We start from the raw sequence: 23,035 nt of genomic DNA on the forward strand, positions 1-23,035 counted from the left end.
TCGGCATTCGGGGGAGAGGATATCATGGAACTCGTAGCCGTAGACATCGGCGGTACGCACGCGCGCTTTGCCTTGGCCACTGTGGAAGATGGCCGGGTTACGCATCTGGGCGAGGCCGTCACACTCAAGACGGCCGAACATGCCAGCTTCCAGCTGGCGTGGGAGGAATTCGCCCGCCAGAACGGTGGCACCGTGCCCAAGGCCTGCGCCATAGCCGTGGCGGGGCCGGTAGGGGGCGAGGTGATCAAGTTCACCAACAACCCGTGGATCATCCGGCCGGCGCTGATCCCGGAAAAGCTGGGCGCCGAACGCTATGTGGTGGTCAACGATTTCGCCGCCGTCGCCCATGCCGTGGCCCAGGCCGGCGAAGAACACTTCATCCATCTGTCTGGCCCCGACGTGTCGCTGCCCGATCATGGCGTATTCAGCGTCGTCGGGCCGGGCACCGGGCTGGGCGTGGCCCAGTTGTGGCGCCATGCGCATGGCTATCAGGTGCAGCCCACCGAAGGCGGACATATCGATTATGCCCCGCTTGACGGGATAGAGGACGCGGTGCTCGCCCGCCTGCGCAAGCGTCATCGCCGCGTTTCGGTAGAGCGCGTGGTGGCCGGGCCTGGCATCGTCGATATCTATGAAACGCTGGCGCTGATCGAGGGCGCGCCGTTCATCCCGCGTGACGACAAGGCGATCTGGACGCTGGGCAGCAGCGGCGAAGACAGCCTGGCCGCCGCCGCGATCGACCGCTTCTGCCTGAGCCTGGGCAGCGTAGCAGGCGACCTGGCGCTGGCCCATGGTGCCTCGGCCGTGGTCATGGCCGGCGGGCTGGGCCTGCGCATCAAGGATTGCCTGGTGCGTTCGGGCTTTGCCGAGCGGTTCCGCGCCAAGGGACGGTTCGAGCAGATCATGGCGCAGATGCCGGTCAAGCTGATCACCCATCCGCAGCCGGGCCTGTTTGGCGCAGCTGCTGCCTTTGCCCAGGCCAACAAGGACTGATCGGGCCACCGGCCGCCTTGCACAAGCGGGGCGGCCGGGGCACAATTGGCCCATGCATGTTATTCACGATCCCGCCAGCGAGCCCGAAGAAACGGTTGCCTTCAGCGATTTCCTGAAAGTGGACATTCGCATCGGCACCGTGCTGTCCGCTGAAGACCTGGTTGGCGCACGCAAGCCCTCGATCAAGCTGGTGATCGATTTTGGCCCCGGCGTGGGCCACAAGAAAAGCTGCGCGCAAGTGGCCGCGCTGTATGATCCGGCCAGCCTGGTCGGCCGCCAGGTCGCCGCCGTGGTCAACTTCCCGCCGCGCCAGGTGGGCAAGGCAATTTCCGAAGTGCTCACGCTCGGCTTCGCCGATCCCGAAGGCCGCGTGGTGCTCGCAAGTCCCGAACGGCCCGTGCCGAACGGCGCCCGCCTGCTATGACCGCGCCCACGATCTGGACCATTGGCTACGAGCAGGCGACGCTCGATGCCGTGATCGGCACGCTCAAAGCCGCCGGCGTCGACGTGCTGGCCGACGTGCGCGCCCTGCCGCTGTCGCGCCGGCCCGGCTTTTCCAAGACCGCGCTGGCCGGAGCGCTGGCTCAGGCCGGCATCCAATACGTCCATTTCAAGGCGCTGGGCACGCCCGCCGATGGCCGCGCCGCTGCCCGCGCGCATGATCACGCGGCGCTCGAACGCATCTATGCCGGCCAGCTTGAATTGCCCGAGGCGATGGCTGCCGGGGCGCAACTGCACGCCCTGGCCAAGGAAAAGCGCGTCGCGCTGCTATGCTATGAACGCGCCGCGCACGAATGCCACCGCACCTTGCTGCGCAAAGCCATGCTGCCTGAGTTTGCCGCGGTCGATCTGGTGCCCGACACAGTCTGAGGCATCGCCCCTCCACCAGCCTGCGGCTGGTTCCCCTCCCCACAAGTGGGGAGGACCTTCAAAATCCTCCCCACAAGTGGGGAGGGGAACCGCCAGCGAAGCCGGTGGTGGCGGGGCACCTAGCGCGCCAGTTCCTCGTCAAGGAAAGCTGCCACATCCGCCAGGTCCACATCCTTGGCCAGGAACGTCTGCCCCAGCCCACGCATCAGCAGGAAGGGCAGGGTGCCGGCGTCCATCTTCTTGTCGTGGAGCATGTGGTTCTTGAGCGTCTGCCCGTCGCAATTCATGTCCAGCGCCTTGAGTGAAGCCGGCAGGCCCACGGCAGCGATATGCGCGGCCACGCGCTCAGCATCCTGTCCGCTCATCAGGCCGATCCGCGCGGAATAGCGCGCGGCCAGGATCATGCCCAGCGCCACGCCTTCGCCGTGCAGCAGGCGATCGGAAAAGCCGGTCTGCGCCTCGAGCGCGTGGCCGAACGTGTGCCCCAGGTTGAGCAGGGCGCGCACGCCGGTGGTTTCCTTTTCGTCGGCGGCCACGATCCGCGCCTTGGCTGCCACGCTGCGCGCAATGGCGTGCTCGCGCGCCTCAGCCTCGCCGGCCAGCAGGCGGGCAGCGTTGGCTTCACACCAGAAGAAGAATTCGGGATCGTCGATCAGCCCGTACTTCACCACTTCGGCATAGCCGGCGCGCACATCGCGCAGGGGCAGGGTATCGAGGCTGAGGGGATCGGCCAGCACCAGGCTGGGCTGGTGGAACGCGCCCACCAGGTTCTTGCCCATGGCCGTGTTGATCGCGGTCTTGCCGCCAACGCTGGAATCGACTTGGGCCAGCAGCGTGGTGGGCATCTGGATAAAGCCGCAACCGCGCTTGACCATCGAGGCGGCAAAGCCGGTCAGATCGCCGATCACGCCGCCGCCCAGCGCCACCACGTTGTCCTTGCGCTCGATCTCCAGGCCCAGCAGCCAATCGACCACGCGCACTAGGCTGTCCCAGGATTTGGTCGCTTCTCCGGCCGGCAGCACCAGCCACTGGCTGGCGATGCCCTGCGCGGCAAAGCTGGCCGTCACCGTCTCGCGCCAGGCGGCGGCGACGTTTTCGTCGGTGATCACCGCGACGCTGTCCTTGCGCACGAACGGGCGGCACAGCGCGCCAGCGCGGGCGAGGGCGCCTTCTTCGATCACCACGTCATAGGGGGCGCCGGCAATGGCGACGGGGATTACAGCCATGCGTCAATCGCTTTCAGGATGCGGTTTGCCGTCACGCCGTGGGGCAGGTTGCCGCTGGTGATATGGATTGCCGCCTGCTCATAGGCGGCGCGCCGGTCCTCGCGCAGGCGGGAAAGGATCTCACGCGGGTTGCCGCCGCGCAGCAGCGGGCGGTTGTCCTTGCGGCCCACGCGCTCCACCAGCGTGTCGATATCGCTGTCGAGCCAGACCGACACCGCCTTGTCGAGAATCAGCCGCCGCGTATCGGGATCGACAAAGGCGCCGCCGCCGGTGGCCAGGATTTTGCGCCGCGTTGGCGTGGCGCCGTCGAGCAGGCGCGCGATGACCCGGCGCTCGCCGCTGCGGAAATAGGGTTCGCCATAGGTGGCGAAGATTTCGGGGATCGGCATCTGCGCCGCGCGCTCGATCTCTTCGTCGGCATCCACGAACGGCACGTCGAGCAGGCTGGCCAGCTTGCGGCCCACCGTGGTCTTGCCCACGCCCATCATGCCTACCAGCACCACCGGCCGATCGATCCGGCGGCCAATGCGGGCGATTTCCGCCATGGATAAGAGGGCGCTTTCGTGGTCCATTGCCGCGCCGCCTATACTTGCGCTAGGGCCAAGCGCAAGCGCCGTGGCAGCGAGGCAACGTGAACAATCAGGGTTCGATGCAAAGTGGCAAGGGTGACGGGCGCGGGCCGGAAAATCGGCCGACGCTTTCCGCTGGTGGATTCGCGCTGTTTCAGGGGCTGCCCTGGCTGGCGATCGGCGGTGGCCTGGTGGCGGCCGTGATCGTGGCCCTGGTTATGCTGGCCTGGATGCTGGGCGGCCCACGCCAGACCGCTTGGGTGGAACAGCCCGTTGCCGTGCCCAGTAACGCCAACTCGGCCCATTCTGAAAGCAAGCCATGACACCGCGCCTTTTCCGCCATGCCCTGCTCGGCTGCGTTGCCATTGCCGGGATGACCGGCGCGCTGCTGGCGCAGGAATCGCTGCTGCCGCCCGGTTTTGACAAGCCGGCGGCGCAGCCCGCACGCCCGCAGCCGACCAAGGCCAAGCCCACGGCAGCACCTGCCGCCGCCAAGGCGGCTCCCGCGCCGGCCAAGCCGACTACGACCCCGGCGGCGCCCGCGGCCGTTGCGTCACCGGTGATCCAGCCGCTTCCGCTGGATGAGAATGCCGATGTGACCGGCAGTAGCGGCCCGGCCGATCCGCTCGATTCGCTCGATCCCGGCACGCTCGATGCGCTGATCGCCAAGGCCCAGCCCAAGTACGATATTCCGCCCAGTGCCCAGCGCAGCCTGGCGCGGGTCGGGGTGATCGACCAGGTCGATGGCGGGTTTCCGGCCACGTCCACGCATTATCTCAACGGCCCGTTCGTGGAGCAGTTGCTCAACCACATGCGCGGGCCGATGGTGTCGCGCTGGGGGCATATCCTGGTGCGCCGCGCGCTGATGAGCCGCATGGATACCCCGGTGGGCATGAACGGCGCGGATTGGGCCGCCCTGCGCGCTGGGCTGCTGCTGCGCATGGGTGAGGCTGATCCCGCGCGCGCCATGGTGCAGTCGGTCGACAGCGGCTTTTTCACGCCGGGCCTGGAAGACGCCGCGATGGGGGCATTCCTGGCCACGGCCGATCCGGTCGGGCTGTGCCCGATCACTGCGCTTACCGCCGCAGGGCGGCAGGGCATGCAGTGGGACCTGACCCGCGCGATCTGTTCCGGCTTCACCGGTGACGGGCCGCCGGCGATGGCGCAGCTTGATCGCCTGATGCGCCGCGGCGGCACCGACAAGATCGATATCCTGCTGGCGCAGAAGCTGGCCGGCGCCACCTCTGCCACGCGCCGCGCGGTCAACATCGAATGGAAGGATGTCGATCAACTCACCCCGTGGCGCACCGGCATGGCCTTTGCAGTCGGCATCGAACCGCCGCAGAACCTGCGCGAGCAGGCCTGGGCCGATTACGCGGTGCTGGCGGTGCGTGCGCCCATGCTGCCGCTGCCGGCACGCTGCGCTGCAGCCGATGTGGCGGCGGGCCGGGGCATCCTGTCGAGCGCGGCGATGGTTGACCTCTACAGCCAGCTTGCCGAAATCAACGCCCAGGACGGGGCCGACCAGGACAAAACCTGGGGCCCGCTGGCCGACAAGCTGCGCACCGCCTATACCGCTCCTGAGGCCGCAGACCGCTTGGCCGCGATCAAGGCGCTGTGGGGTTCGGCCGACAATCCCGATCGGGCCTATTCGCGCCTGGTGCTCACGGCTTATGCCGCCGCGCGCATGCTGCCCAGCCCCGATCTGGCAGGCGATGCCGGGGGCCTGATTGCCTCGATGTTGACCGCCGGCCTCGATGCCAATGCCGCGCGGTGGAGCGGTGTCGTCGCCGTGGGCAGCGAACCCTGGGGCCTCATTGCCCTGTCCGCCCCGGCCAAAAGCACGGCGATCGGCAACGCCGCGCTGGAATCCTTCCAGAGCGGCGACGACAGCAGCGGCGCGCTGCGTTCGCAGTTCCTGCTCGCCGGGCTGATGGGCCTGGGCCGCGTGGACGATGCCACGGCCAATGCCTTTGCCGGCAAGCTCAAGATCGACATGGGCCGGCAAACGCGCTGGACCCGCGCCATCGATGATGCTGCCCAATCCGACAATCCCGCGCTGGTCGCGCTGCTCGCCGGCTTTGGCATGCAGGCGCAAAGCTGGGACAAGATGACGGCGGTGCATCTTTATCACATCGTCTCGGCGCTGCGCCGCGTCGGCCTGGATGGCGAGGCGCGGATGATCGCCGCCGAAGCGGTGGCGCGGGTGTGAAGGCGCGGTTGTGACCAGGCGCAGCGCCGGGCCGGCCTCTCCGGCGGTGGCGGCGTTCCTGGCGATGATGGCGGCCGAACGCGGCGCGGCGGCCAATACCCTGGCTGCCTATGCGCGCGATCTTTCCGGCGCGGAAAGCGTGGTCGGCAATCTGGTTACTGCTGATGTCGAGGCGCTGACCGGCCTGGCGCAAACCTGGGCCGAACTTGCCCCGGCCAGCCAGGCACGCAAGATTTCCGCGCTGCGCCAGTTCATGGCCTTTGCCCAGGACGAGGGCCTGCGGGCCGATGATCCCAGCACGGCACTGGTGCGGCCACGCGCGCGGCGGCCCCTGCCACGCTTGCTCGATCATGCGGAAATCGCGCGTTTCCTGGAAACGGCAGAAGCCGATGCGGCCGCTGGCACGCCCGAGGGTGTGCGGCTGCTGGCCCTGGTGGAGCTGCTCTATGGTTCGGGCCTGCGCGCCACCGAGCTGGTCTCGCTGCCGCTGGCCGCGCTGCCGCGCGACGTGCCGTTCCTGGCGATCACCGGCAAGGGTGGGCAGCAGCGCCTGGTGCCGGTGTCCACGCGGGCGCTGGCGGCGTTGCGGCGCTGGCTGGCGGTGCGGCCGGGTGGCTCGCGCCACCTCTTTCCCTCGCCACGCGGCGGGCACCTGACGCGCGTGCGGCTGTTCCAACTGGTGCGCGATCTGGCCTTGCGCGCCGGAATCGATCCGGAAAAGGTCAGTCCGCACGTATTGCGCCATGCCTTTGCCACCCATCTGCTGGAGGGTGGGGCAGACCTGCGCGTGCTCCAGACCCTGCTGGGCCACGCCGATATTGCCACCACCGAAATCTATACCCACGTGGATTCGGCTCGCCTGGTGGCGCTGGTGAACGAGAAGCACCCGCTCAGGCACCTTTGAGCTTGCGCGACCATTGACCAAACGGCCGCGTGTCCCTAGCGCAGGCGCCATGATTTCGTACCTCGAATTCGAAAAACCCGTCGCCGCCCTGGAAGCCCGCATCGCCGAACTGCGCGATACGGCTGCCGCCAGCGGTGAGCTGGATATCGCCGCCGAGATCCGTCGTCTTGAGACCAAGTCGGCCGAGCTTCTGGCCAACACCTATCGTGCGCTCTCGCCCTGGCAAAAGACCCAGGTGGCCCGCCATCCGGCGCGGCCGCACTTCCGCGATTATGTCGAGCGGATGTTCACCGGGTTCATGCCGCTGGGTGGGGACCGCCTCTATGGCGAGGATCAGGCAATCGTCGGCGGCTTTGCCCGTTTGGGCAACCGCCGCGTGATGCTGATCGGCCATGAAAAGGGCCACGACACGCAAAGCCGCATTCGCCACAATTTCGGCATGGGCAAGCCCGAAGGCTATCGCAAGGCGGTGCGCCTGATGGAAATGGCCAGCCGATTCGGCCTGCCGGTGGTCACCCTGGTCGATACCTCGGGCGCGTTTCCGGGCGTGGAGGCCGAAGAACGCGGCCAGGCTGAGGCGATTGCCCGCTCGACCGAAGCCTGCCTGGCGCTGGGCGTGCCGATGGTCGCCACGATCGTGGGCGAGGGTGGCTCGGGCGGGGCCGTGGCGCTGGCCAGTGCCGAGCGCGTCCTGATGCTCGAACACGCGGTCTATTCGGTGATTTCGCCCGAAGGCTGCGCCTCGATCCTGTGGCGCACGGCCGAAAAGGCACCCGAAGCGGCCGAGGCGATGAAAGTGACGGCGCAGGATCTGCTCTCGCTGGGCGTGATTGATCGCATCGTGCCCGAACCAGCGGGCGGCGCGCATCGCGATCCGGCCGCCACCTGCACCGCACTCGCCGCCGCGATCGGTGAAGAACTCGATCACCTGGCCGGCAAGAATGCCGATGCCCTGCGCGCCCTGCGCGCCGAACGGTTCCTGCGCATCGGCGCCTGATCCGCACAGGCCAGATATGAAAAGGCCGCCGGCACGATGCCTGGCGGCCTTTTTCGTGCCGGCCGTCTGGTGCTGCTGACAGAAACGGGGCGGAAAAAGGCCCCCGCCTTCTTCCGCCCCTTCCTGTTGCTCACCCGGCGTGTTTCGCCGGGCGACGGCGCCTCTTAGAGGTGGCCGTCCGAAGCGTTGTTCATGTCGTTCGACACGAGGTTGAAGGTGTTGCCGAGCGAGTTGCCCAGCGCGCCCATGGCGGTGATGGCAGCAACGGCGATCAGAGCGGCGATCAGGCCGTATTCAATGGCGGTGGCGCCTTCTTCGTTGCGGAACAGGTCGCGGACGAGCTTCATAAATTCTACTCCTGAAGAGATCTTCTTTTCCCGGCCCGCCTCGGTTTTGCGTCACGCTGCGGACAATGCTGTCTCTAGGCAGTAAAACCTAAAATGCGCTTAATGCCGATTGGCCGCAGCCACCGCTGCATTGTCGATAATGTGCCAAAGACGGTAGAGTTGATTGGTAAACGCGTTGAGCCCGAAAACGATCGACAGGCCCAGTGCACCCACCAGCAGGCCATATTCCACCAGCGTCACCGCCTCGCTTTCGCGCGCGATCCTGCGCAAGAAGTTCTTCATGTCTTGGCCCCATCCACCTGTGCATCTTTCCGCTTACCGGCACATGGCCTAAGAAACCGTTGCCGGCATGACTGGCGGTTTGCCCTTATGTTTTGCCGGATCGGATTAACCAATGTCAGCTACACTTGCCTCGCCCCTGCCGCACCAGGCATCCGCGCCGCTGCTGGTCGTCGCGGCAGCGCTGGTGGCGGGCGAGGGCAGCGAATCCCGCCTGCTGTTGCAGCAGCGCCCGCTGGGCAAGCATCACGGCGGGTTGTGGGAGTTTCCCGGCGGCAAGGTGGAGCCAGGTGAGACGCCAGCAGCGGCGCTGGCGCGCGAACTGGCAGAAGAGCTGGGAATTGCCGTCGATCCTGCCGATCTGGCGCCGTTGACCTTTGCCGTGCACGAGGCGGCCGTCACGGGCGCCACCAGCGGGCGTGATCTGGTCCTGCTGCTCTATCGCTGTGCCGCCTGGCGTGGCACGCCCGTGGCCGAAGAAGGGGCGGCGCTGCAATGGGTAGATGGGGCAACCCTGCGCAGTTTGGCCATTCCCGAAACCATGCCGCCGCTCGACATTGCACTGTGTATAACTGCACAAAATTTGCTCGGCGCCTGAACAAGGCGCTTGCCAACCTGCGCGGTCTGACATAGAGGCGCGGCTCCCCGGCACCCGTAGCTCAGCTGGATAGAGCATCAGACTACGAATCTGAGGGTCGGACGTTCGAATCGTTCCGGGTGCACCATTCTCCTTTCAGGGGCGTGGGGCAGGGGAAGGCCTTCACTGGCCATACATGGCAGGCACCCGTAGCTCAGCTGGATAGAGCATCAGACTACGAATCTGAGGGTCGGACGTTCGAATCGTTCCGGGTGCGCCATACCTTTCCATTGGAAAGGCGCCTGCATGGGTATCCCGGCAGGCACGACATTGGCAGGCACCCGTAGCTCAGCTGGATAGAGCATCAGACTACGAATCTGAGGGTCGGACGTTCGAATCGTTCCGGGTGCGCCACTCGCTTATCATCACGCTACAGCACGATCCGCCCAAGCCGGCGCCTGTCTCGGGCGGCCGGTCGCATTGGTGTTTGCAGCCGCGGCCGCAACGCCACGATCCGGCCTGTTGTTGTGCGCGGCGCCATCCTCTTCGGCTGTCACTACGCAAACCCGATTTGACGCACCGGGCAAATCATGCTGGCTTCGTGGCTTGTTTGGCGTGGGAGGGGCAGCGCGCATGGCACGGCATCCGCGTCGTTTCAGGGTGCGTTGCAATGCCGCATTGCAGCGATTTTTCGTTATACTAGTATAAATCCCGAGAAACCGCGTTTTCGCTGCATCAATTGTCGTCTTGGCATCTGTTGGCCGTTGCGCAAGGCGCGATCATGGTTCAATGGGAGAGCCGGTTTTGCGAATACGCAGAGCCTTGAGGCAGCCAGAATAAGGATATTGAGACTTGGCCAAGTCCGCCAGGCCGCGTGCCGCCAATCCCCGCTCCTCCGCCCCCAAGCCTGCTGCTGTGGCCGCGTCGGTTCCCGACGTGTCGGCCGCGCTGAGCAGCCCGGTCGAGGACGATGCCACCTTCGCTCTGCGCAGCCTTCAGCAGTCGCACGCGAACAACAAGCGCTATGATGCGTCGGACGCCGAACTGCTCAAGTTCTATGAGCAGATGGTGCTGATCCGCCGCTTCGAGGAAAAGGCGGGCCAGCTTTATGGCCTGGGCCTGATCGGCGGCTTCTGCCACCTCTATATCGGCCAGGAAGCCGTGGCGGTCGGTCTGCAGTCGGCGCTCAACGAGGGCCACGACAGCGTGATCACCGGTTATCGTGACCATGGCCACATGCTCGCCTATGGCATCGATCCCAAGGTGATCATGGCCGAATTGACCGGTCGCGGCGCGGGCATCTCGCGCGGCAAGGGCGGGTCGATGCACATGTTCTCGACCGAGCACAAGTTCTTCGGCGGCCACGGCATCGTCGGCGCGCAGGTGTCGCTGGGTGCAGGCCTGGCGTTCGGCCACAAGTATCGCGACGATGGCGGCGTGTGCATGGCCTATTTCGGCGATGGCGCGGCCAATCAGGGCCAGGTTTACGAAACCTTCAACATGGCCGCGCTGTGGAAACTGCCGATCGTGTTCGTGGTGGAAAACAACGGTTATGCCATGGGCACCGCGGTCAAGCGCGGTTCGGCCGAAACCCATTTCTATCGCCGTGGCACCGCGTTCCGCATCCCCGGCATGCCGGTCAACGGCATGGACGTGCTCGAAGTGCGCCAGGCTGCCGAAGTGGCGCTGGAATATGTGCGCGGCGGCAATGGCCCGGTGCTGATGGAACTCAACACCTATCGCTATCGCGGCCACTCGATGTCCGACCCGGCCAAGTATCGCAGCCGTGAAGAAGTGCAGGAAATGCGCGACAAGCACGATCCGATCGAAGGCGCCAAGCAGGAACTGCTCAAGCGTGGCGTGACCGAAGAAGCGATCAAGGACATCGACAAGAAGATTCGCCAGCAGGTGGCCCAGGCCGCCGACTTTGCCGAAAGCTCGCCCGAGCCGGACATGGCAGAGCTGTATACCGACGTGCTGGTGGAGAAGTACTGAGATGGCAATTGAACTCAAGATGCCCGCCCTCTCGCCCACGATGGAAGAGGGCACGCTGGCCAAGTGGCTGGTGAAGCCCGGCGACACGGTCAAGTCTGGTGACATCCTGGCCGAAATCGAAACCGACAAGGCGACGATGGAATTCGAATCCATCGACGAAGGCACGATCGGCGAACTGCTGGTTTCCGAAGGCACCGAAGGCGTCAAGGTCGGCACCGTGATCGCCACGCTGCAGGGCGAGGACGAGCCAGCTGCGCCTGCCGCCGCGCCCGCCCCGGCGGCCGAACCGGCGCCTGCCCCCGCTGCTGATCCCAAGGCCCAGGCTGCCGCTGCGATCGCGCCCAAGCATGACGCCAAGCCTGCGGCCGATCCGGAAATCCCGGCCGGCACCACGATGGTTCCCACCACCGTGCGCGAAGCCCTGCGTGACGCCATGGCCGAGGAAATGCGCGCCGATTCCGCCGTCTTCGTGATGGGTGAGGAAGTGGCCGAGTACCAGGGCGCCTACAAGGTGACCCAGGGCCTGCTCGAAGAGTTTGGCGACAAGCGCGTGATCGATACCCCGATCACCGAATATGGCTTTGCCGGGATTGGTGCGGGCGCCGCCATGGGTGGTCTCAAGCCCGTGATCGAGTTCATGACGTTCAACTTCGCCATGCAGGCGATCGACCACATCATCAACTCGGCGGCCAAGACCAACTATATGTCCGGTGGCCAGATGCGCTGCCCGATCGTGTTCCGTGGCCCCAACGGCGCCGCCGCGCGCGTCGGCGCGCAGCACAGCCAGAACTATGGCCCGTGGTATGCCGCCGTGCCCGGCCTGGTGGTGATCGCGCCTTATGACGCCGCCGATGCCAAGGGCCTGCTCAAGGCCGCGATCCGCAGCCAGGACCCGGTCGTGTTCCTGGAAAACGAACTCGTCTATGGCCGCACGTTCGATGTGCCGCAGCTTGACGATTTCGTGCTGCCGATCGGCAAGGCCCGCGTGGTGCGCGAAGGCAAGGACGTGACGATCGTCTCGTACTCGATCGGCGTGGGCTTTGCCCTCGATGCCGCGCAGCAACTGGCCGACGAAGGCATCGATGCCGAAGTGATCGACCTGCGCACGCTGCGTCCGCTCGACAAGGAAACCGTGCTGGCCAGCCTCGCCAAGACCAACCGCATGGTCGTTGCCGAAGAAGGCTTCCCGGTCTGCTCGATCGCGTCGGAAATCATCGCCATCGCCATGGAAGAAGGCTTCGATCACCTCGACGCCCCGGTCCTGCGCGTGTGCGACGAAGACGTGCCGCTGCCTTATGCCGCCAACCTTGAAAAGGCCGCGTTGATCGACGCTGGCAAGATCGTGGCTGCGGTCAAGAAGGTCTGCTACCGCTAAGCGGTGGTGGCTGACCGGGGCGCAGGATCTCGCAGTGCATAATCCGGCAATGCAGGATCTGATCGATGGCTTGCCGCCGCTTGAACGGCTTGCGGCAAGCTATGCCCCGGCAGCCATACGCCCGCTGTGGATCGGCTATTTCGCGCTGGAACAGCGCCTGGCCGATGCCGCGCGGGATGGGCGCGACGCCATCATGATCCAGCTGCGGCTGGCATGGTGGCGTGATCGCCTGGGCGAGGATGCCGCCCGCTGGCCCAAGGGCGAACCCTTGCTGGCCATGCTTTCCCCCTGGAACCCGTCACGCCTCGCGCTTTCGGCGCTGGTCGATGGCTATGAGGCGCTGCACGTGGGCGAGGAAGGCGCTGCCGCGCTTGATGAGGCCCGCGTGGGCGTGATGCTGGCGCTGGCCGGTCTGTCTGACATTGTCGATCTGGCGCCGGTGGAACTGGCCGCCCGCCAGTGGCGCGGCCTGGCGCTATTCACGCGCGGAACGGCGCCGCTGCCCCGCGCGATGCGGCCACTGGCGCTGCTACGGGGCATGGCCCTGCGCGGCGAGGGCGGCAGCCCGGCGCTGCGTTTCCTCAGTGCCTTGCGGTTGGGACTGATCGGCCGCTGATCCTGCCAAATCGGTATCGCTTTCCCCTGTGAACGTCCGCCCGGAACCGTAGAATTGCGTAAACCGGGGGGTGGACATGAACAGGACGTTGGTGGGCGCTTTGGGCGCGCTGATGCTGGTGGCTGCGGGCGTTTTCTGGTGGCAAGGCCACGCTGCCGTGCAGAAAAACCCCGCGCTGGCCGCCGTCCCCAGCAGCGCACCGTCAGCCGAGGCGAGCGAGGACGATACCCTGCCCACCGCCGATGGCGACGGATTGCAGGGACCAGCCCTGCCGCATGCCAGCGAGGCGAGCCGCGAGCAGCGCCGCTTCGACCGGTTCGACAAGGACCGCGATGGCCGCATCACCCGCAACGAACTGCTGGCCCCACGGGCCAAGGATTTCCGCAAGCTCGATGTCGACGGCAACAACCTGCTCAGCTTTGACGAATGGGCGGTGAGCACCGAGAACAAGTTCAAGAGCGCCGATGCCAACGGCGATGGCGCGTTGACCCGTGCCGAATTCGTCACCACCAAGCAGAAAACCAAGAAGGCGTCCTGCGCCTGCAAGTGATCAGGCCAGCGCGTGTAACACCGGCTCCAGCCCATCGAGCAGAACGCCAGGCCGATCGCGCTGCGGCAGGTCGCTGGCCGATTTCATCAGGCCGGTGGTTAGGCCCACGGCCATGGCGCCAGCGCCGTTGGCCATGCGCATTTCGAGGGCGGGATCATCGCCCACCACTACCATCGCCCCCGCGGCGCTGCGTGGCAGGCCCATGATCTGGCGGGCCACGTCAAAGGCCACGCGCGATGGCTTGCCCAGGATGCGCGCCCGCTTGCCGGTCATGGCCGTGAGCATCGCATTGATGGCAAAGCTCGATCCAATCGCGCGGCCAGTGGCGGTGGCAAAGAATGGCACGTTGCTGGCGGTAAACAGCCGCGCCCCGTGCCACAGCGAATCGCAGCCGGCCTCAAGCGCGGCAAAATCGAACTCGCGGAACCATCCGGTATAGACTGCATCGACGCGCTCTGCCGGTTCCGACGGATCGATCACGTCAAGCCCGATCTCCCGCAGCGGCGCGGCGCAGCCGGCATTGCCCAGCACCCGCACCCGCCGCAACCCCTGCGCGGCAAACCACGCGGCGGCCGATGCCGATGGCGTGAGCATCTGCGCATCGTCTACCGGAAATCCTGCATTGCGCAGCGATGCGGCATAGTCGGCCGGCGCCTTGGCCGTGCCATTGGTGAAGATCACATAGGGCGTGCCGCGCTGGCGCAGTCGCTCCAGCAGGGCCACGGCATGGGGCAGGGCCTTGTGCCCGCCGCTCTTGGCGTCGCCCAGGGCAATCGTGCCGTCCATGTCGAAGATGAAGCCGGCGGCATCGCGCAGACGCGCCGCGTGATCGGGGGAAAGGACGGTCACAGGCTGGCTCCGGCATGAAGGGCGAGGCGAAAGCCGGGGCGTTCGACCACCAGGTTGCGTGCGTCGGGCTTGGCCGCCAATTGCCGCAGCAGGCTGAGCAGCGGCGCGGCCTCGGGCGTGTAGGTGGCGCGCGAGGGGCCGGCGGCCAGCATGGCATCGACCTGATCGGCGGGCATGACCGCGCGCAGCAGGAATTCCTCGTCCGGCAGGCCCTGGCCAAACTGGCGGCGCAGGTCGGCCAGGGTGGGAAACGCCGGCTCCCGCTCCAGTTCGCGCGCACGTGGCCGGTCCATGATCGTGGCCAGCACCGCCGGATCGATCGGCGAGGTGGGCTTGCCGAACTTGCCCAGGCAATAGCGGATCACCTGGTCTGAAACCTGGGCATAGCGATGGCTGCCGATCACATTGAACAGCGCCTGGTTCATGACCATCTGCGGAAACGGCGTGACCATGATGGGATAGCCCAGTTCGGCGCGCACTTGCCCGGTTTCGGCAATCACGGCCTCCATCCGGTCGGCCAGGCCCAGTTCGGTCAGTTGCCGCGCCGTGGTCGTTATTACCCCGCCGGCAATCTGGTGGCGTAGGAAACTGGCATCGAAATTCTGCGGCGCGCCCGGCGGCAGGCCTTCGGCCAGAGCCACGCGCTGCCAATAGCGGGTCAGGCGGCTGAGCGCGTCCCGGTCGATCTCCACGCTGTGGCCGGCATCCTCCAGGTTGGCGAGCATGCGGTTCGCCTCGGGCAGCGATGAGCCATCGCCACCCGGGCCCACGCCCACGTGCACGGCGCTGATGCCCAGGCGCGCTGCCTCCAGGCTGGAAAGCATGCCCTGGCCGATCGTGGTATGGGCGTGGATTTCCAGCGGCTTGGCGCCGATCACGGCCTTTACCGCCGGCACCAGCGTGCGCACCCGGTCCACCGACAACAGCCCGCCCGGGTCCTTGATATAGAACAGGTCGATATCGGGGCATTGCGCCAAGGCGCGGGCGAAATCGGCGTAGAACGCGTCGGTATGGATCGAAGACAGCGTGAAGGTGAGCGCGGCCATGACCTGCGCCCCGCCTTCCTGCTTTACCAGCCGCGCCGCTTCGATCACGGCGGGCACCTCGTGCATCGGATCGAGCAGCACGAAGCGGCCCACGCCATTGGCCTGCAGCGTGCGATAGACCACCGCCATGAAATCGGGATCGGCCTGCTGCCAGGCGATGAAACGCAGGCCCGTGGTGATGAACTGCAACGGCGTGGTCGGCATGGCGGCGGCCATGCGCCGCAGCCGTTCCCACGGGTTGTTGCGGAAATAGCGGACAGCCACCGCCATGTGGCTCGATGAGGTGAAATCCACCGCGGCAAAGCCACAGGCCTGCGTAAGCGACGCGGCCTGGAGCATGTGCGCGGTATGCAGGCCGGTGGCGCCCCACAGGCTTTGGTTGCCGTCGCGCATGGTCACATCGACAAGGCGGATCGCGGTCATGGATTGGATCCTGCAAGATTGAGGCCGGCAAGAAAGCCGGTGTCCACCCCGCCGGCGACAAAGCGCGGATCGGCCAGGATGCGGCGATGAAGCGGCGCCGTGGTCGGCAGCCCGTCGATGCGCAGGTGCTGCAGTGCCGCCGCCATGCGCGCCACGGCTTGTTCGCGCGTGACGCCATGGACGATCAGCTTGCCCAGCAGCGAATCATAGAATGGCGGTACCTCGCCACCGTTGGCGATGTGGCTGTCCACCCGGATGCCCGGCCCGGCTGGCCAGGCCGCGCGCGCGACGACGCCGGGCGCCGGGCGGAAATCGGCGTCGGGATCTTCGGCATTGACGCGCACCTCGATCGCATGGCCATGGGGCCGCACCATGGCCTGGGTCAGCCGCAGGGGATGGCCCATCGCCACCAGCAACTGCTGTTCCACCAGATCGACGCCGGTGATCGCCTCGGTTACCGGATGCTCCACCTGGATACGGGCATTAAGCTCCAGGAAGTAGAACGAGAAATCGTCGGCATCGACGAGAAATTCGGCCGTGCCCGCGCCGCGATAGGCGATGTGACGGGCCAGGCGCACGGCCGCATCCTCGATGGCGGCGCGGGCGGCATCGGGCATGGCCGGGGCAGGGGCCTCCTCCACCAGTTTCTGGAAGCGACGCTGGATCGAACAGTCGCGGGTGCCCAGGTGAATGGCATGCGTGCCATCGCCCAGGATCTGCACCTCGACGTGGCGTCCGCGCGCCACGAACCGTTCGACATAGACCGCAGGATTGCCAAACGATGCCTGCGCCTCCGCCCGCGCCATGGCCAGCGCCGCATCGAGGTCTTCGGCGCGGTCCACCCGGCGCATGCCCTTGCCGCCGCCGCCCGCCACCGCCTTGAGGAGCAAGGGATAGCCGGTTTCCTGGGCGCGGGCGGCAACGTCTTGCGCCGTCTCCGCCGGACCGCCGGGCAGCACGGGCAGGCCGGCTGCGAGCGCGAGTGCCCGCGCGGCCAGCTTGTCGCCCATGCCTTCCAGCGTCTGCACGGCCGGGCCGACGAAGATCATCCCGGCCTCGGCCACCGCGCGGGCAAAGGCCGCGTTTTCAGAGAGGAAGCCATAGCCAGGGTGCACCGCGTCGCAGCCATGCTCCACCGCCGCTGCCACGACCCGGTCGATCGCCAGATAGCTTTGCGGTGAAGGGCCGGGGCCCAGCACCGCCGTGGCACCAGCCAGGCGCGCCGGGAGAGAGGTGCTGTCTGCTTCCGAGACGCCAAGGACGGTAGCAATTCCCATGGCATGGGCGGTGCGCAGCACGCGCAAGGCGATCTCGCCGCGATTGGCGATGAATAGGCGTTTGATCGTCATGACGGATGCTTTCAGGTTAGGCGCACGAGCGGGGTGCCCTTGGCCACGAGTGCGCCATTGGCGGCCAGTACGGCTGCAACGGTTCCTGCGCGCCCGGCATGGACCGGGTTCATCAGCTTCATGGTTTCGACGATACCCACCACGGTATCGGCGGTAATGGCGTCTCCCACGGCCAAGAATGGCGGCGCGCCGGGCTGTGGCGCATGATAGAACGTGCCGGGCAGCGGGCTGGCGATCACGTCGGGATCGGCCGCCGCTTCACCGGCTGCCTCGGCGCTGGCCGGGCCGGCACCCGCCGATCCATCGCCCGCCCATTGCCATTCCTGGGTCAGGCCGCCATCGCCGTCGCCGGCCTGGTCTGTCCCGCGTGACACGCGCAGGCGAAAGCGGCGGGTGGAAAGGTCAAGCTCGCGATAGCCCGAATGCGCCAGGATCTCGGCAATCTCGGCCACATCTTCGGCGGTCAATGGCAGGTCTGGAGTCATCTTGGTCCCTTTGGACGGATCAGGCGACGCACGCCGGCGCATCGGCCAGCAGCGCCCGCGCCGTGGCGATCACGGCATCGGAAAAGGCTTCATCGTTGAAATGCGCGTCCACGGCGGTGACGGGCACATGCGGCGGCATCACCTCGCGCAGGTATTGCGCAAAGGGGCCGGGCACCGATCGGTCCATGATGTGGCCAGCGGGGCTGTCATGGTTGGAAAAGCCGTGCAGCGGCGTGATCACGCGGACCGGCCCCTGCGCGTCGCGCACATTGGCGGCGAGGTGATCGGCCAGCTTGCGCAGGTCCTCGATCGTGGTGCGTACGGCGGTCAGCTGCGGATTGTGTTCGTGATAGCGCCGGCCGGGAAACTGCGCGCGCGCCGCATCGATCGGTCCGGCAATGATGAAATCGGCATTGCCCGGCGCCAGGATCGTGGGAATGCCGCGCGCCAGGGCCGCCTTGCCGCGATCCGGGCCGCTGTCGGCCAATCCCCCCATCAGGTGATCGAGGATTTCGGTCTGCGACAGATCGAGCACCAGGGCCACGTCCTTGGCCTGGGCCAGGCCATCCAGCGTTGGCCCGCCCGCGCCAGAGGAATGGAACACCATCACTTCGCAGCCATCGCGCTCCAGCGCCTCGCGGATGCGACGCACAGACGCTTCGGTCGTGCCCAGCGTGGTGATCAGCGCCAGCGGCTTTTCGGCCGGGGCGTTGCGGTCATAACCGCGCGCCATGCCGGCAACGGCGCGCGCGGCGTTGCCAAAGACATCACGGCTGATGGTGTTGAGGCCAGAGATATCGGTCACCGCGTTCATCATCGCGATGTCCTTGATGCCCATGTAGGGCTTGGTGAAACCCGAGGCCATGGTCGAGACGATCAGCTTGGGCAGGCCATAGGGAAACGTCTGCATCAGCGCGCCGGCCAGGGCCGAACCCATCGACCCGCCGATGGCAAGGATGCCGGAAATCGGCTCGCGCGCATCCCAGGCGTGGGCGGCGGCGATCGCGCCCTTGATCATGGCCGCCTGGCACTTGCCCTCGTGGCCCAGGGCGCGCACCTCGGCAATGGTCATGCCGGCTGCGGCGGCGACGTCTTCCGGCGCAATTTCCGCGCCGCCCAGGGTGCGCCGGACGCTGGGATCGAGGTGCACCACGCGTACGCCTGCCGCTTCCAGCGCGGCACGGGTGAAGCGGGCCTCTTCCTCCTTGGTATCCTGCGTAATGACAAGCAGCACGCTGGGCGCTGTGGCGCCTTGACTCTGGGTCATGGTCGGTTCTCTCCCTTGGCCTTGATGTTGCGCCAATGGATTTGACTTTGCCACCGGCTGCGCCATTCTTCCGTTTCACAAGATGAAACCATAACGAGCCGCAGCAGCGGTCGGGAGACAGGATGCAGGATCGGAAGGTGAAGACCGTCCGCGCGTTGGAGCGTGGCTTGGATGTCTTGCTGCAGGTGCAGGCCCGCCGCGCGGCCAGCCTGCACGAAATGCATGTGGCGCTGGGCCTGCCCAAGGCGACGTTGCTGCGCATGCTGCAGACGCTGGGCCAGAAAGGGCTGATATGGCAGCGGCTTGCCGACGGTGCCTATTTGCCCCACGTCGATGCCCGGGCGCGTTCGCAGGCGCTGACGCTGGAGCATGTCGCCGAGGTGGCCTCGCCCTGGCTCAAGGCACTGTCGACGCGCGTCTCCTGGCCGTCGGTGCTCGCCATGCCGCGCCTCGATCACATGGAGATCGTGGAAACCAACAGCCCGCTGTTTCGACTCGATTCGGCCACGCTCGGCCCAGTTGGCGTCAAGCTTTCCTATATCCATACCGCCACCGGGCGGGCCTATCTCGCCGCCTGCCGCGAGGAAGAGCGCGAGGCGATCATCACCCGCCTGCGCCCGCGCAACCCGCAGGAGGGGAGCGAGGCCGATCTGCGCGCGATCCTCGCGGAGACACGGGTGCGAGGGTATGCCGCGCGCGAGCCGCTGCACCCATGGCCGGATCGGTCGAGGCAATTGGTGCTGCGCGACGGGCGCCGATCGATGGCCGTGCCGATCCTGCTGGATGGTGCGCCGGTGGCCTCGATCAACATCACTTGGCCGGCCAAGCGGGGCACCGATGATGCGGTCATGCTGCGCCATCTGGGTGCGCTCAAGCATACCGCACGCGAAATCGCCATGGCGATCGAACGCGCGGCCTTGGCGGCAGAGGGGCGGGCGCCAAGCGGCGCGATCATGGCCCAGTTTGCCGCAGGGACTACGAAAAGCGTTTCACCTGGTGAAAATAGTTAGTCTAGCTGATTAATTTGCCCGTCGCCTGTGCCATGATTGGCAACAAGGCGTAAGAAGCAGACCATATGCCATGGGGGAGATGGACGGCTATATGCGGCAATGGCTTATCCGCAAGGGCGCGCAATCGCTTGACGACATGGCGCTGGTCAACGTGCCGGAGCCGCACCCTGGCCCTGGCGAAGTGGCGGTGCGCGTGCGGGCCTGCTCGCTCAATTATCGCGATCAGTTGATCCCGCTGGGCCACTATTTCGGCGGCGCAGTCGATCGTGACACCGTGCCGCTGTCTGACGGCGCGGGAGAGATCGTGGCCGTGGGGGAAGGGGTGACTGGCCTGGCCGTGGGTGACCGTGTCGCCGGCTTGTTCTTCCAGAACTGGGACGACGGACCGCCCAATCCCGGTTCCGGTCCTGCGCTCGGCGCGCCGCCCGCCACCGGCATGCTGCAGGATGTGGTGGTGCTGCCCGCCCACGGCGTGGTGCCCATCGCCGCCAGCCTGTCGTTCGAGGAAGCGGCCTGTCTACCCTGCGCCGGGGTCACGGCCTGGCATGCCTTGATGGAAGGGCCAAGGCCGGTCGGGCCGGGGCGTTCGGTGCTGGTGCTGGGCACCGGCGGGGTTTCGCTGCTCGCCGCGCAGATCGCGCTGGTGGCCGGGGCGCGGGTGATCGCCACGTCATCATCCGATGAAAAGCTGGAGCGGGTGCGTGCCATGGGCGTGCACGAAACGATCAATTACCGCACCACGCCCGATTGGGGCGTGCGCGCGGCAGAGCTTGCCGGCGGCGGGGTTGACCATGTCGTCGAAGTGGGCGGCGCCGGCACCCTGGCGCAAAGCATCCAGGCGGTCGGCTTTGCCGGCGAGATCGCGCTGATCGGCGTCTTGACCCGCAGTGGCGATACCAGCCCGCATGGGCTGATGATCAAGGGCGCCAGCCTGCGCGGAATCTTTGTCGGCTCGGCCGGCATGGCGCGCCGGCTTAACCAGTTCATCGATGCCCACGGCATGACGCCGGTGATCGATCGCCGCTTTGCCATGGAGCAGGCGCGCGAGGCCTGGGAGTATCAGGCATCGGCAGGGTTGTTTGGCAAGGTCGTGATCACGGTGTGATCGCCGGCCCTGGGCCAGAGCAGGCGTGACGCGGCCCGATAGCGGCCGGCACGCCAAGGGAAGAGGATGCGCGCATGGTGCGACGTCGGGTTTCCGGCGGTGGGCGCGTGCGCAAGGGGAAAGGACAAGCCGTTGGACCAGCTTACGTCTGCCGTCACACCGGCCGCCACGCTCGGCTATGGCCAGCCGATCGGCGGAATTTGCCAGACTGCGTTCGTGGTGCGCGATATCAACGCCGCGATCGACCACTTCATCCGCGATTGTGGGGCAGGGCCATTTTTCCTGCTACCCCATTTCCTGACCGAGGGGCAGGTCTATCGCGGCACGCCGTCCACCGCCGACGTGGCGATTGCCATGGGTTTTGCCGGGCACATGCAGATCGAATTGATCCAGCCGCTCGATGATAACCCGTCGGTCTATCGCGAAACGATCGAGGCGCGCGGCCATGGCTTCCACCACGTTGGCATTGCCTGCCGCGATGTCGATGCGGCGCTGCCCGGCTACCTGCAACGCGGCTATACCATGGCTTTTCGCGCCCCGGTGCCCACGGGGGGCGCTGTCGCCTATCTCGAAGGGGGGCATGATGGCGCGCCGGGCTTTGTCGAACTGATCCCCGCCACGCCCGACATGGACCGCCATTTCACCGCGATGTGGCAGGCATCGCGCGGGTGGGACGGCAGCGATCCGGTAAGGCCCTTCCTGTGAGCGGGCGGGCCCACGCGCCGGCGCGCGCCAGCAGCGGCTATCAGGTCTGGGTGACCGGGCTGCTCAGCCTCAATTTCGGCATCCTGTTCTTTGATCGCAACGCGCTCAACTTTCTCATGCCGTTCGTCCAGCCCGATCTGGGCCTGTCGAACACGCAGGTTGGGCTGTTTTCCTCGGCCCTCTCGCTCACCTGGGCCTTGTCGGGCTTTGTCGTGGGGCGCGTTTCGGATCGGCTCGGCGCGCAAAAGGCCGTGGTGGTATTCGCCACCTTGGCGTTTTGCCTGTGCTCGGTGGTGTCGGGCTTTGCCACTTCGTTCCTTATGCTGCTTGGCGCCCGCCTGCTGATGGGCGCGGCGGAAGGCGGGGTCATGCCCGTCAGCCATGCCATGATCGTGGGCGAGGTATCGCCGGAACGGCGGGGCATGGCGATGGGCGTGGCCCAGAACCTGGGCTCCAATCTGCTCGGCTCGGGGCTCGCGCCGATCCTGCTGGTGCCACTGGCGGTCGCCTATGGGTGGCGTGAGGGGTTCTACCTGGCGGCTGCGCCAGGCGTGATTACTGCGGCGCTGATCTGGTTCACCCTGCGTGAACCGCCTGCGGTTGAGCATCATGACGATGCGCCGCGCGTGACGCTGCGCGCCGCGTTTGCCCACCGCAACGTGGTGCTGTGTGCGCTGATCGCGATCCTGCTGGTGTCCTATCTGGTGGTGTGCTGGGCGTTCATGCCGCTGTTTCTCACCAAGGGGCGCGGGTTCGATCCGGGCACGATGGGCTGGCTCATGGCCACGCTGGGCATTTCGGCGGGGATCGGCAGCTTTGCCGTGCCGGCGCTGTCCGATGCCATTGGCCGCCGCCCGGTGATGATCGCCTTTTCGTTCCTGGGTGCGATCCTGCCGCTGGGCGCCATCTACTATGGCGGCTCGGCCTGGCTCTTGGGCGCCATCTTCTTCTTTGGCTGGGCGCTCAACGGCCTGTTCCCGATGTTCATGGCCACGATCCCGGCTGAAAGCGTCGACCCACGGCTGACCGCAACGCTGACCGGCGTGGTCATGGGTATCGGTGAAGTGCTGGGCGGGGTGCTCAGCCCGTTTCTGGCCGGCTTCCTGGCCGATGCCTATGGCCTGGCTGCGCCGGTGTGGCTGATGCTCGTGCTGTGCCTGGCGGCCGGTGTGCTGGCGCTGGGCCTTGAGGAAAGCGCACCGCGCGTGCTCGCGCGGCGGGTGGCATCGGGCTGCCATCCCGTAACACCGGGGGTCGTGCCAAGCGCCTGATCTTGTTCTCGTTGG

General features: G+C 66.7%; 25 protein-coding genes and 3 tRNA genes. 19 read left to right on the forward strand and 9 right to left on the reverse strand.

Going from position 1 to position 23,035, the window contains the following annotated elements; genetic code table 11:
• The first annotated feature begins 24 nt into the window (after positions 1–24).
• From ABIC78_RS06585 to ABIC78_RS06595, 3 genes are read left to right on the forward strand one after another with little or no spacing between them, the layout of a single operon-like run.
• Positions 25–993 carry a glucokinase gene (locus ABIC78_RS06585; RefSeq protein WP_354488415.1) on the forward strand — a complete coding sequence of 323 codons (969 nt, stop codon included), beginning with the start codon at positions 25–27 and terminating at the stop codon, positions 991–993.
• Between the two features lie 52 nt (positions 994–1,045).
• Entirely contained in the window at positions 1,046–1,417 is a 372-nt protein-coding gene (locus ABIC78_RS06590; RefSeq protein ID WP_354488417.1) for a tRNA-binding protein, read from the forward strand.
• Positions 1,414–1,863 (forward strand): DUF488 domain-containing protein, encoded by a 450-nt coding sequence (locus ABIC78_RS06595; protein ID WP_354488419.1) that lies wholly within the window; start codon positions 1,414–1,416, stop codon positions 1,861–1,863. Before ABIC78_RS06590 ends, ABIC78_RS06595 begins: the two co-directional genes overlap by 4 nt.
• A gap of 119 nt (positions 1,864–1,982) precedes the next feature.
• Here the strand turns inward: ABIC78_RS06595 and aroB are convergent, their stop codons facing one another.
• Complete coding sequence (aroB, locus tag ABIC78_RS06600; RefSeq protein ID WP_354488421.1) at positions 1,983–3,089, reverse strand: 3-dehydroquinate synthase; 1,107 nt, start codon at positions 3,087–3,089, stop codon at positions 1,983–1,985.
• Entirely contained in the window at positions 3,080–3,661 is a 582-nt protein-coding gene (locus ABIC78_RS06605; RefSeq protein WP_022676393.1) for a shikimate kinase, read from the reverse strand. Before ABIC78_RS06605 ends, aroB begins: the two co-directional genes overlap by 10 nt.
• Before the next feature lie 59 nt (positions 3,662–3,720).
• On the opposite strand from ABIC78_RS06605, the gene ABIC78_RS06610 reads away from it, so the two are divergent.
• From ABIC78_RS06610 to ABIC78_RS06625, 4 genes are read left to right on the forward strand one after another with little or no spacing between them, the layout of a single operon-like run.
• Positions 3,721–3,981 carry a hypothetical protein gene (locus tag ABIC78_RS06610; RefSeq protein WP_354488423.1) on the forward strand — a complete coding sequence of 87 codons (261 nt, stop codon included), beginning with the start codon at positions 3,721–3,723 and terminating at the stop codon, positions 3,979–3,981.
• Positions 3,978–5,870 carry a hypothetical protein gene (locus tag ABIC78_RS06615; protein WP_354488425.1) on the forward strand — a complete coding sequence of 631 codons (1,893 nt, stop codon included), beginning with the start codon at positions 3,978–3,980 and terminating at the stop codon, positions 5,868–5,870. Before ABIC78_RS06610 ends, ABIC78_RS06615 begins: the two co-directional genes overlap by 4 nt.
• Before the next feature lie 10 nt (positions 5,871–5,880).
• Entirely contained in the window at positions 5,881–6,774 is an 894-nt protein-coding gene (locus tag ABIC78_RS06620; protein WP_354488427.1) for a tyrosine recombinase, read from the forward strand.
• A 49-nt stretch (positions 6,775–6,823) separates the two neighbouring features.
• Positions 6,824–7,771: an acetyl-CoA carboxylase carboxyltransferase subunit alpha gene (locus ABIC78_RS06625; protein WP_354488429.1), complete on the forward strand. Its 948-nt coding sequence runs from the start codon at positions 6,824–6,826 to the stop codon at positions 7,769–7,771.
• A 164-nt stretch (positions 7,772–7,935) separates the two neighbouring features.
• Here ABIC78_RS06625 and ABIC78_RS06630 read toward each other — a convergent pair whose 3' ends face one another.
• Together ABIC78_RS06630 and ABIC78_RS06635 are read right to left on the reverse strand one after the other, a co-directional pair.
• A complete protein-coding gene (locus tag ABIC78_RS06630) occupies positions 7,936–8,118 on the reverse strand; it encodes a Flp family type IVb pilin (RefSeq protein ID WP_022678268.1) in 183 nt (60 codons plus the stop codon).
• A gap of 99 nt (positions 8,119–8,217) precedes the next feature.
• A complete protein-coding gene (locus tag ABIC78_RS06635; RefSeq protein ID WP_062782854.1) occupies positions 8,218–8,400 on the reverse strand; it encodes a Flp family type IVb pilin in 183 nt (60 codons plus the stop codon).
• Positions 8,401–8,512: 112 nt separating this feature from the next.
• Here ABIC78_RS06635 and ABIC78_RS06640 point away from each other — a divergent pair, with 112 nt between their 5' ends.
• From ABIC78_RS06640 to ABIC78_RS06675, 8 genes are all read left to right on the forward strand, one after another.
• On the forward strand, positions 8,513–8,995 hold the full coding sequence (locus tag ABIC78_RS06640; RefSeq protein WP_354488432.1) for an NUDIX domain-containing protein: 483 nt from the start codon (positions 8,513–8,515) through the stop codon (positions 8,993–8,995).
• 50 nt (positions 8,996–9,045) lie between these two features.
• A tRNA-Arg gene (locus ABIC78_RS06645) sits at positions 9,046–9,122 on the forward strand.
• 55 nt (positions 9,123–9,177) lie between these two features.
• Positions 9,178–9,254 (forward strand) — tRNA-Arg (locus ABIC78_RS06650).
• Positions 9,255–9,311: 57 nt separating this feature from the next.
• Positions 9,312–9,388 (forward strand) — tRNA-Arg (locus ABIC78_RS06655).
• 501 nt (positions 9,389–9,889) lie between these two features.
• The gene (gene pdhA, locus ABIC78_RS06660; RefSeq protein WP_369974042.1) at positions 9,890–10,969 is read left to right on the forward strand and encodes a pyruvate dehydrogenase (acetyl-transferring) E1 component subunit alpha; all 1,080 of its coding nucleotides are present in this window, start codon (positions 9,890–9,892) and stop codon (positions 10,967–10,969) included.
• Position 10,970: 1 nt separating this feature from the next.
• Positions 10,971–12,344 carry a pyruvate dehydrogenase complex E1 component subunit beta gene (locus ABIC78_RS06665; protein WP_354488434.1) on the forward strand — a complete coding sequence of 458 codons (1,374 nt, stop codon included), beginning with the start codon at positions 10,971–10,973 and terminating at the stop codon, positions 12,342–12,344.
• Positions 12,345–12,378: 34 nt separating this feature from the next.
• Positions 12,379–12,960: a hypothetical protein gene (locus tag ABIC78_RS06670; protein WP_354488436.1), complete on the forward strand. Its 582-nt coding sequence runs from the start codon at positions 12,379–12,381 to the stop codon at positions 12,958–12,960.
• A 76-nt stretch (positions 12,961–13,036) separates the two neighbouring features.
• The gene (locus tag ABIC78_RS06675; RefSeq protein WP_022678297.1) at positions 13,037–13,510 is read left to right on the forward strand and encodes an EF-hand domain-containing protein; all 474 of its coding nucleotides are present in this window, start codon (positions 13,037–13,039) and stop codon (positions 13,508–13,510) included.
• On the opposite strand, the gene ABIC78_RS06680 is transcribed toward ABIC78_RS06675, so the two are convergent.
• The 5 genes from ABIC78_RS06680 to ABIC78_RS06700 are packed head-to-tail and all read right to left on the reverse strand — an operon-like array spanning position 13,511 to position 18,929.
• On the reverse strand, positions 13,511–14,359 hold the full coding sequence (locus ABIC78_RS06680; protein ID WP_354488438.1) for an HAD-IIA family hydrolase: 849 nt from the start codon (positions 14,357–14,359) through the stop codon (positions 13,511–13,513).
• Positions 14,356–15,828, reverse strand: coding sequence for a hydroxymethylglutaryl-CoA lyase-like TIM-barrel protein (locus ABIC78_RS06685; RefSeq protein WP_354488440.1), 1,473 nt, complete (start codon positions 15,826–15,828; stop codon positions 14,356–14,358). The genes ABIC78_RS06680 and ABIC78_RS06685 overlap by 4 nt, the downstream gene beginning before the upstream one ends.
• A complete protein-coding gene (locus ABIC78_RS06690) occupies positions 15,825–17,177 on the reverse strand; it encodes an acetyl-CoA carboxylase biotin carboxylase subunit (RefSeq protein ID WP_354488441.1) in 1,353 nt (450 codons plus the stop codon). The genes ABIC78_RS06685 and ABIC78_RS06690 overlap by 4 nt, the downstream gene beginning before the upstream one ends.
• 11 nt (positions 17,178–17,188) lie before the next feature.
• Positions 17,189–17,662: an acetyl-CoA carboxylase biotin carboxyl carrier protein gene (locus ABIC78_RS06695; RefSeq protein WP_354488443.1), complete on the reverse strand. Its 474-nt coding sequence runs from the start codon at positions 17,660–17,662 to the stop codon at positions 17,189–17,191.
• Between the two features lie 19 nt (positions 17,663–17,681).
• Positions 17,682–18,929, reverse strand: coding sequence for a Tm-1-like ATP-binding domain-containing protein (locus ABIC78_RS06700; protein WP_354488445.1), 1,248 nt, complete (start codon positions 18,927–18,929; stop codon positions 17,682–17,684).
• Positions 18,930–19,066: 137 nt separating this feature from the next.
• Between ABIC78_RS06700 and ABIC78_RS06705 the strand changes: the two genes are divergently transcribed.
• The 4 genes from ABIC78_RS06705 (at position 19,067) to ABIC78_RS06720 (ending at position 23,020) form a co-directional block, all read left to right on the forward strand.
• Positions 19,067–19,939: an IclR family transcriptional regulator domain-containing protein gene (locus ABIC78_RS06705; RefSeq protein WP_309804395.1), complete on the forward strand. Its 873-nt coding sequence runs from the start codon at positions 19,067–19,069 to the stop codon at positions 19,937–19,939.
• Between the two features lie 70 nt (positions 19,940–20,009).
• Positions 20,010–21,044 carry a zinc-dependent alcohol dehydrogenase family protein gene (locus tag ABIC78_RS06710; RefSeq protein WP_309804396.1) on the forward strand — a complete coding sequence of 345 codons (1,035 nt, stop codon included), beginning with the start codon at positions 20,010–20,012 and terminating at the stop codon, positions 21,042–21,044.
• Between the two features lie 132 nt (positions 21,045–21,176).
• Entirely contained in the window at positions 21,177–21,749 is a 573-nt protein-coding gene (locus ABIC78_RS06715) for a VOC family protein (protein WP_022678279.1), read from the forward strand.
• Positions 21,746–23,020, forward strand: a complete 1,275-nt coding sequence (locus tag ABIC78_RS06720; protein WP_354488449.1) for an MFS transporter — start codon at positions 21,746–21,748, stop codon at positions 23,018–23,020. The genes ABIC78_RS06715 and ABIC78_RS06720 overlap by 4 nt, the downstream gene beginning before the upstream one ends.
• Positions 23,021–23,035 lie beyond the last annotated feature (15 nt).

The organism is Novosphingobium sp. 1529 (assembly GCF_040544855.1).
GTDB classification, from domain to species: Bacteria; Pseudomonadota; Alphaproteobacteria; order Sphingomonadales; family Sphingomonadaceae; genus Novosphingobium; species Novosphingobium capsulatum.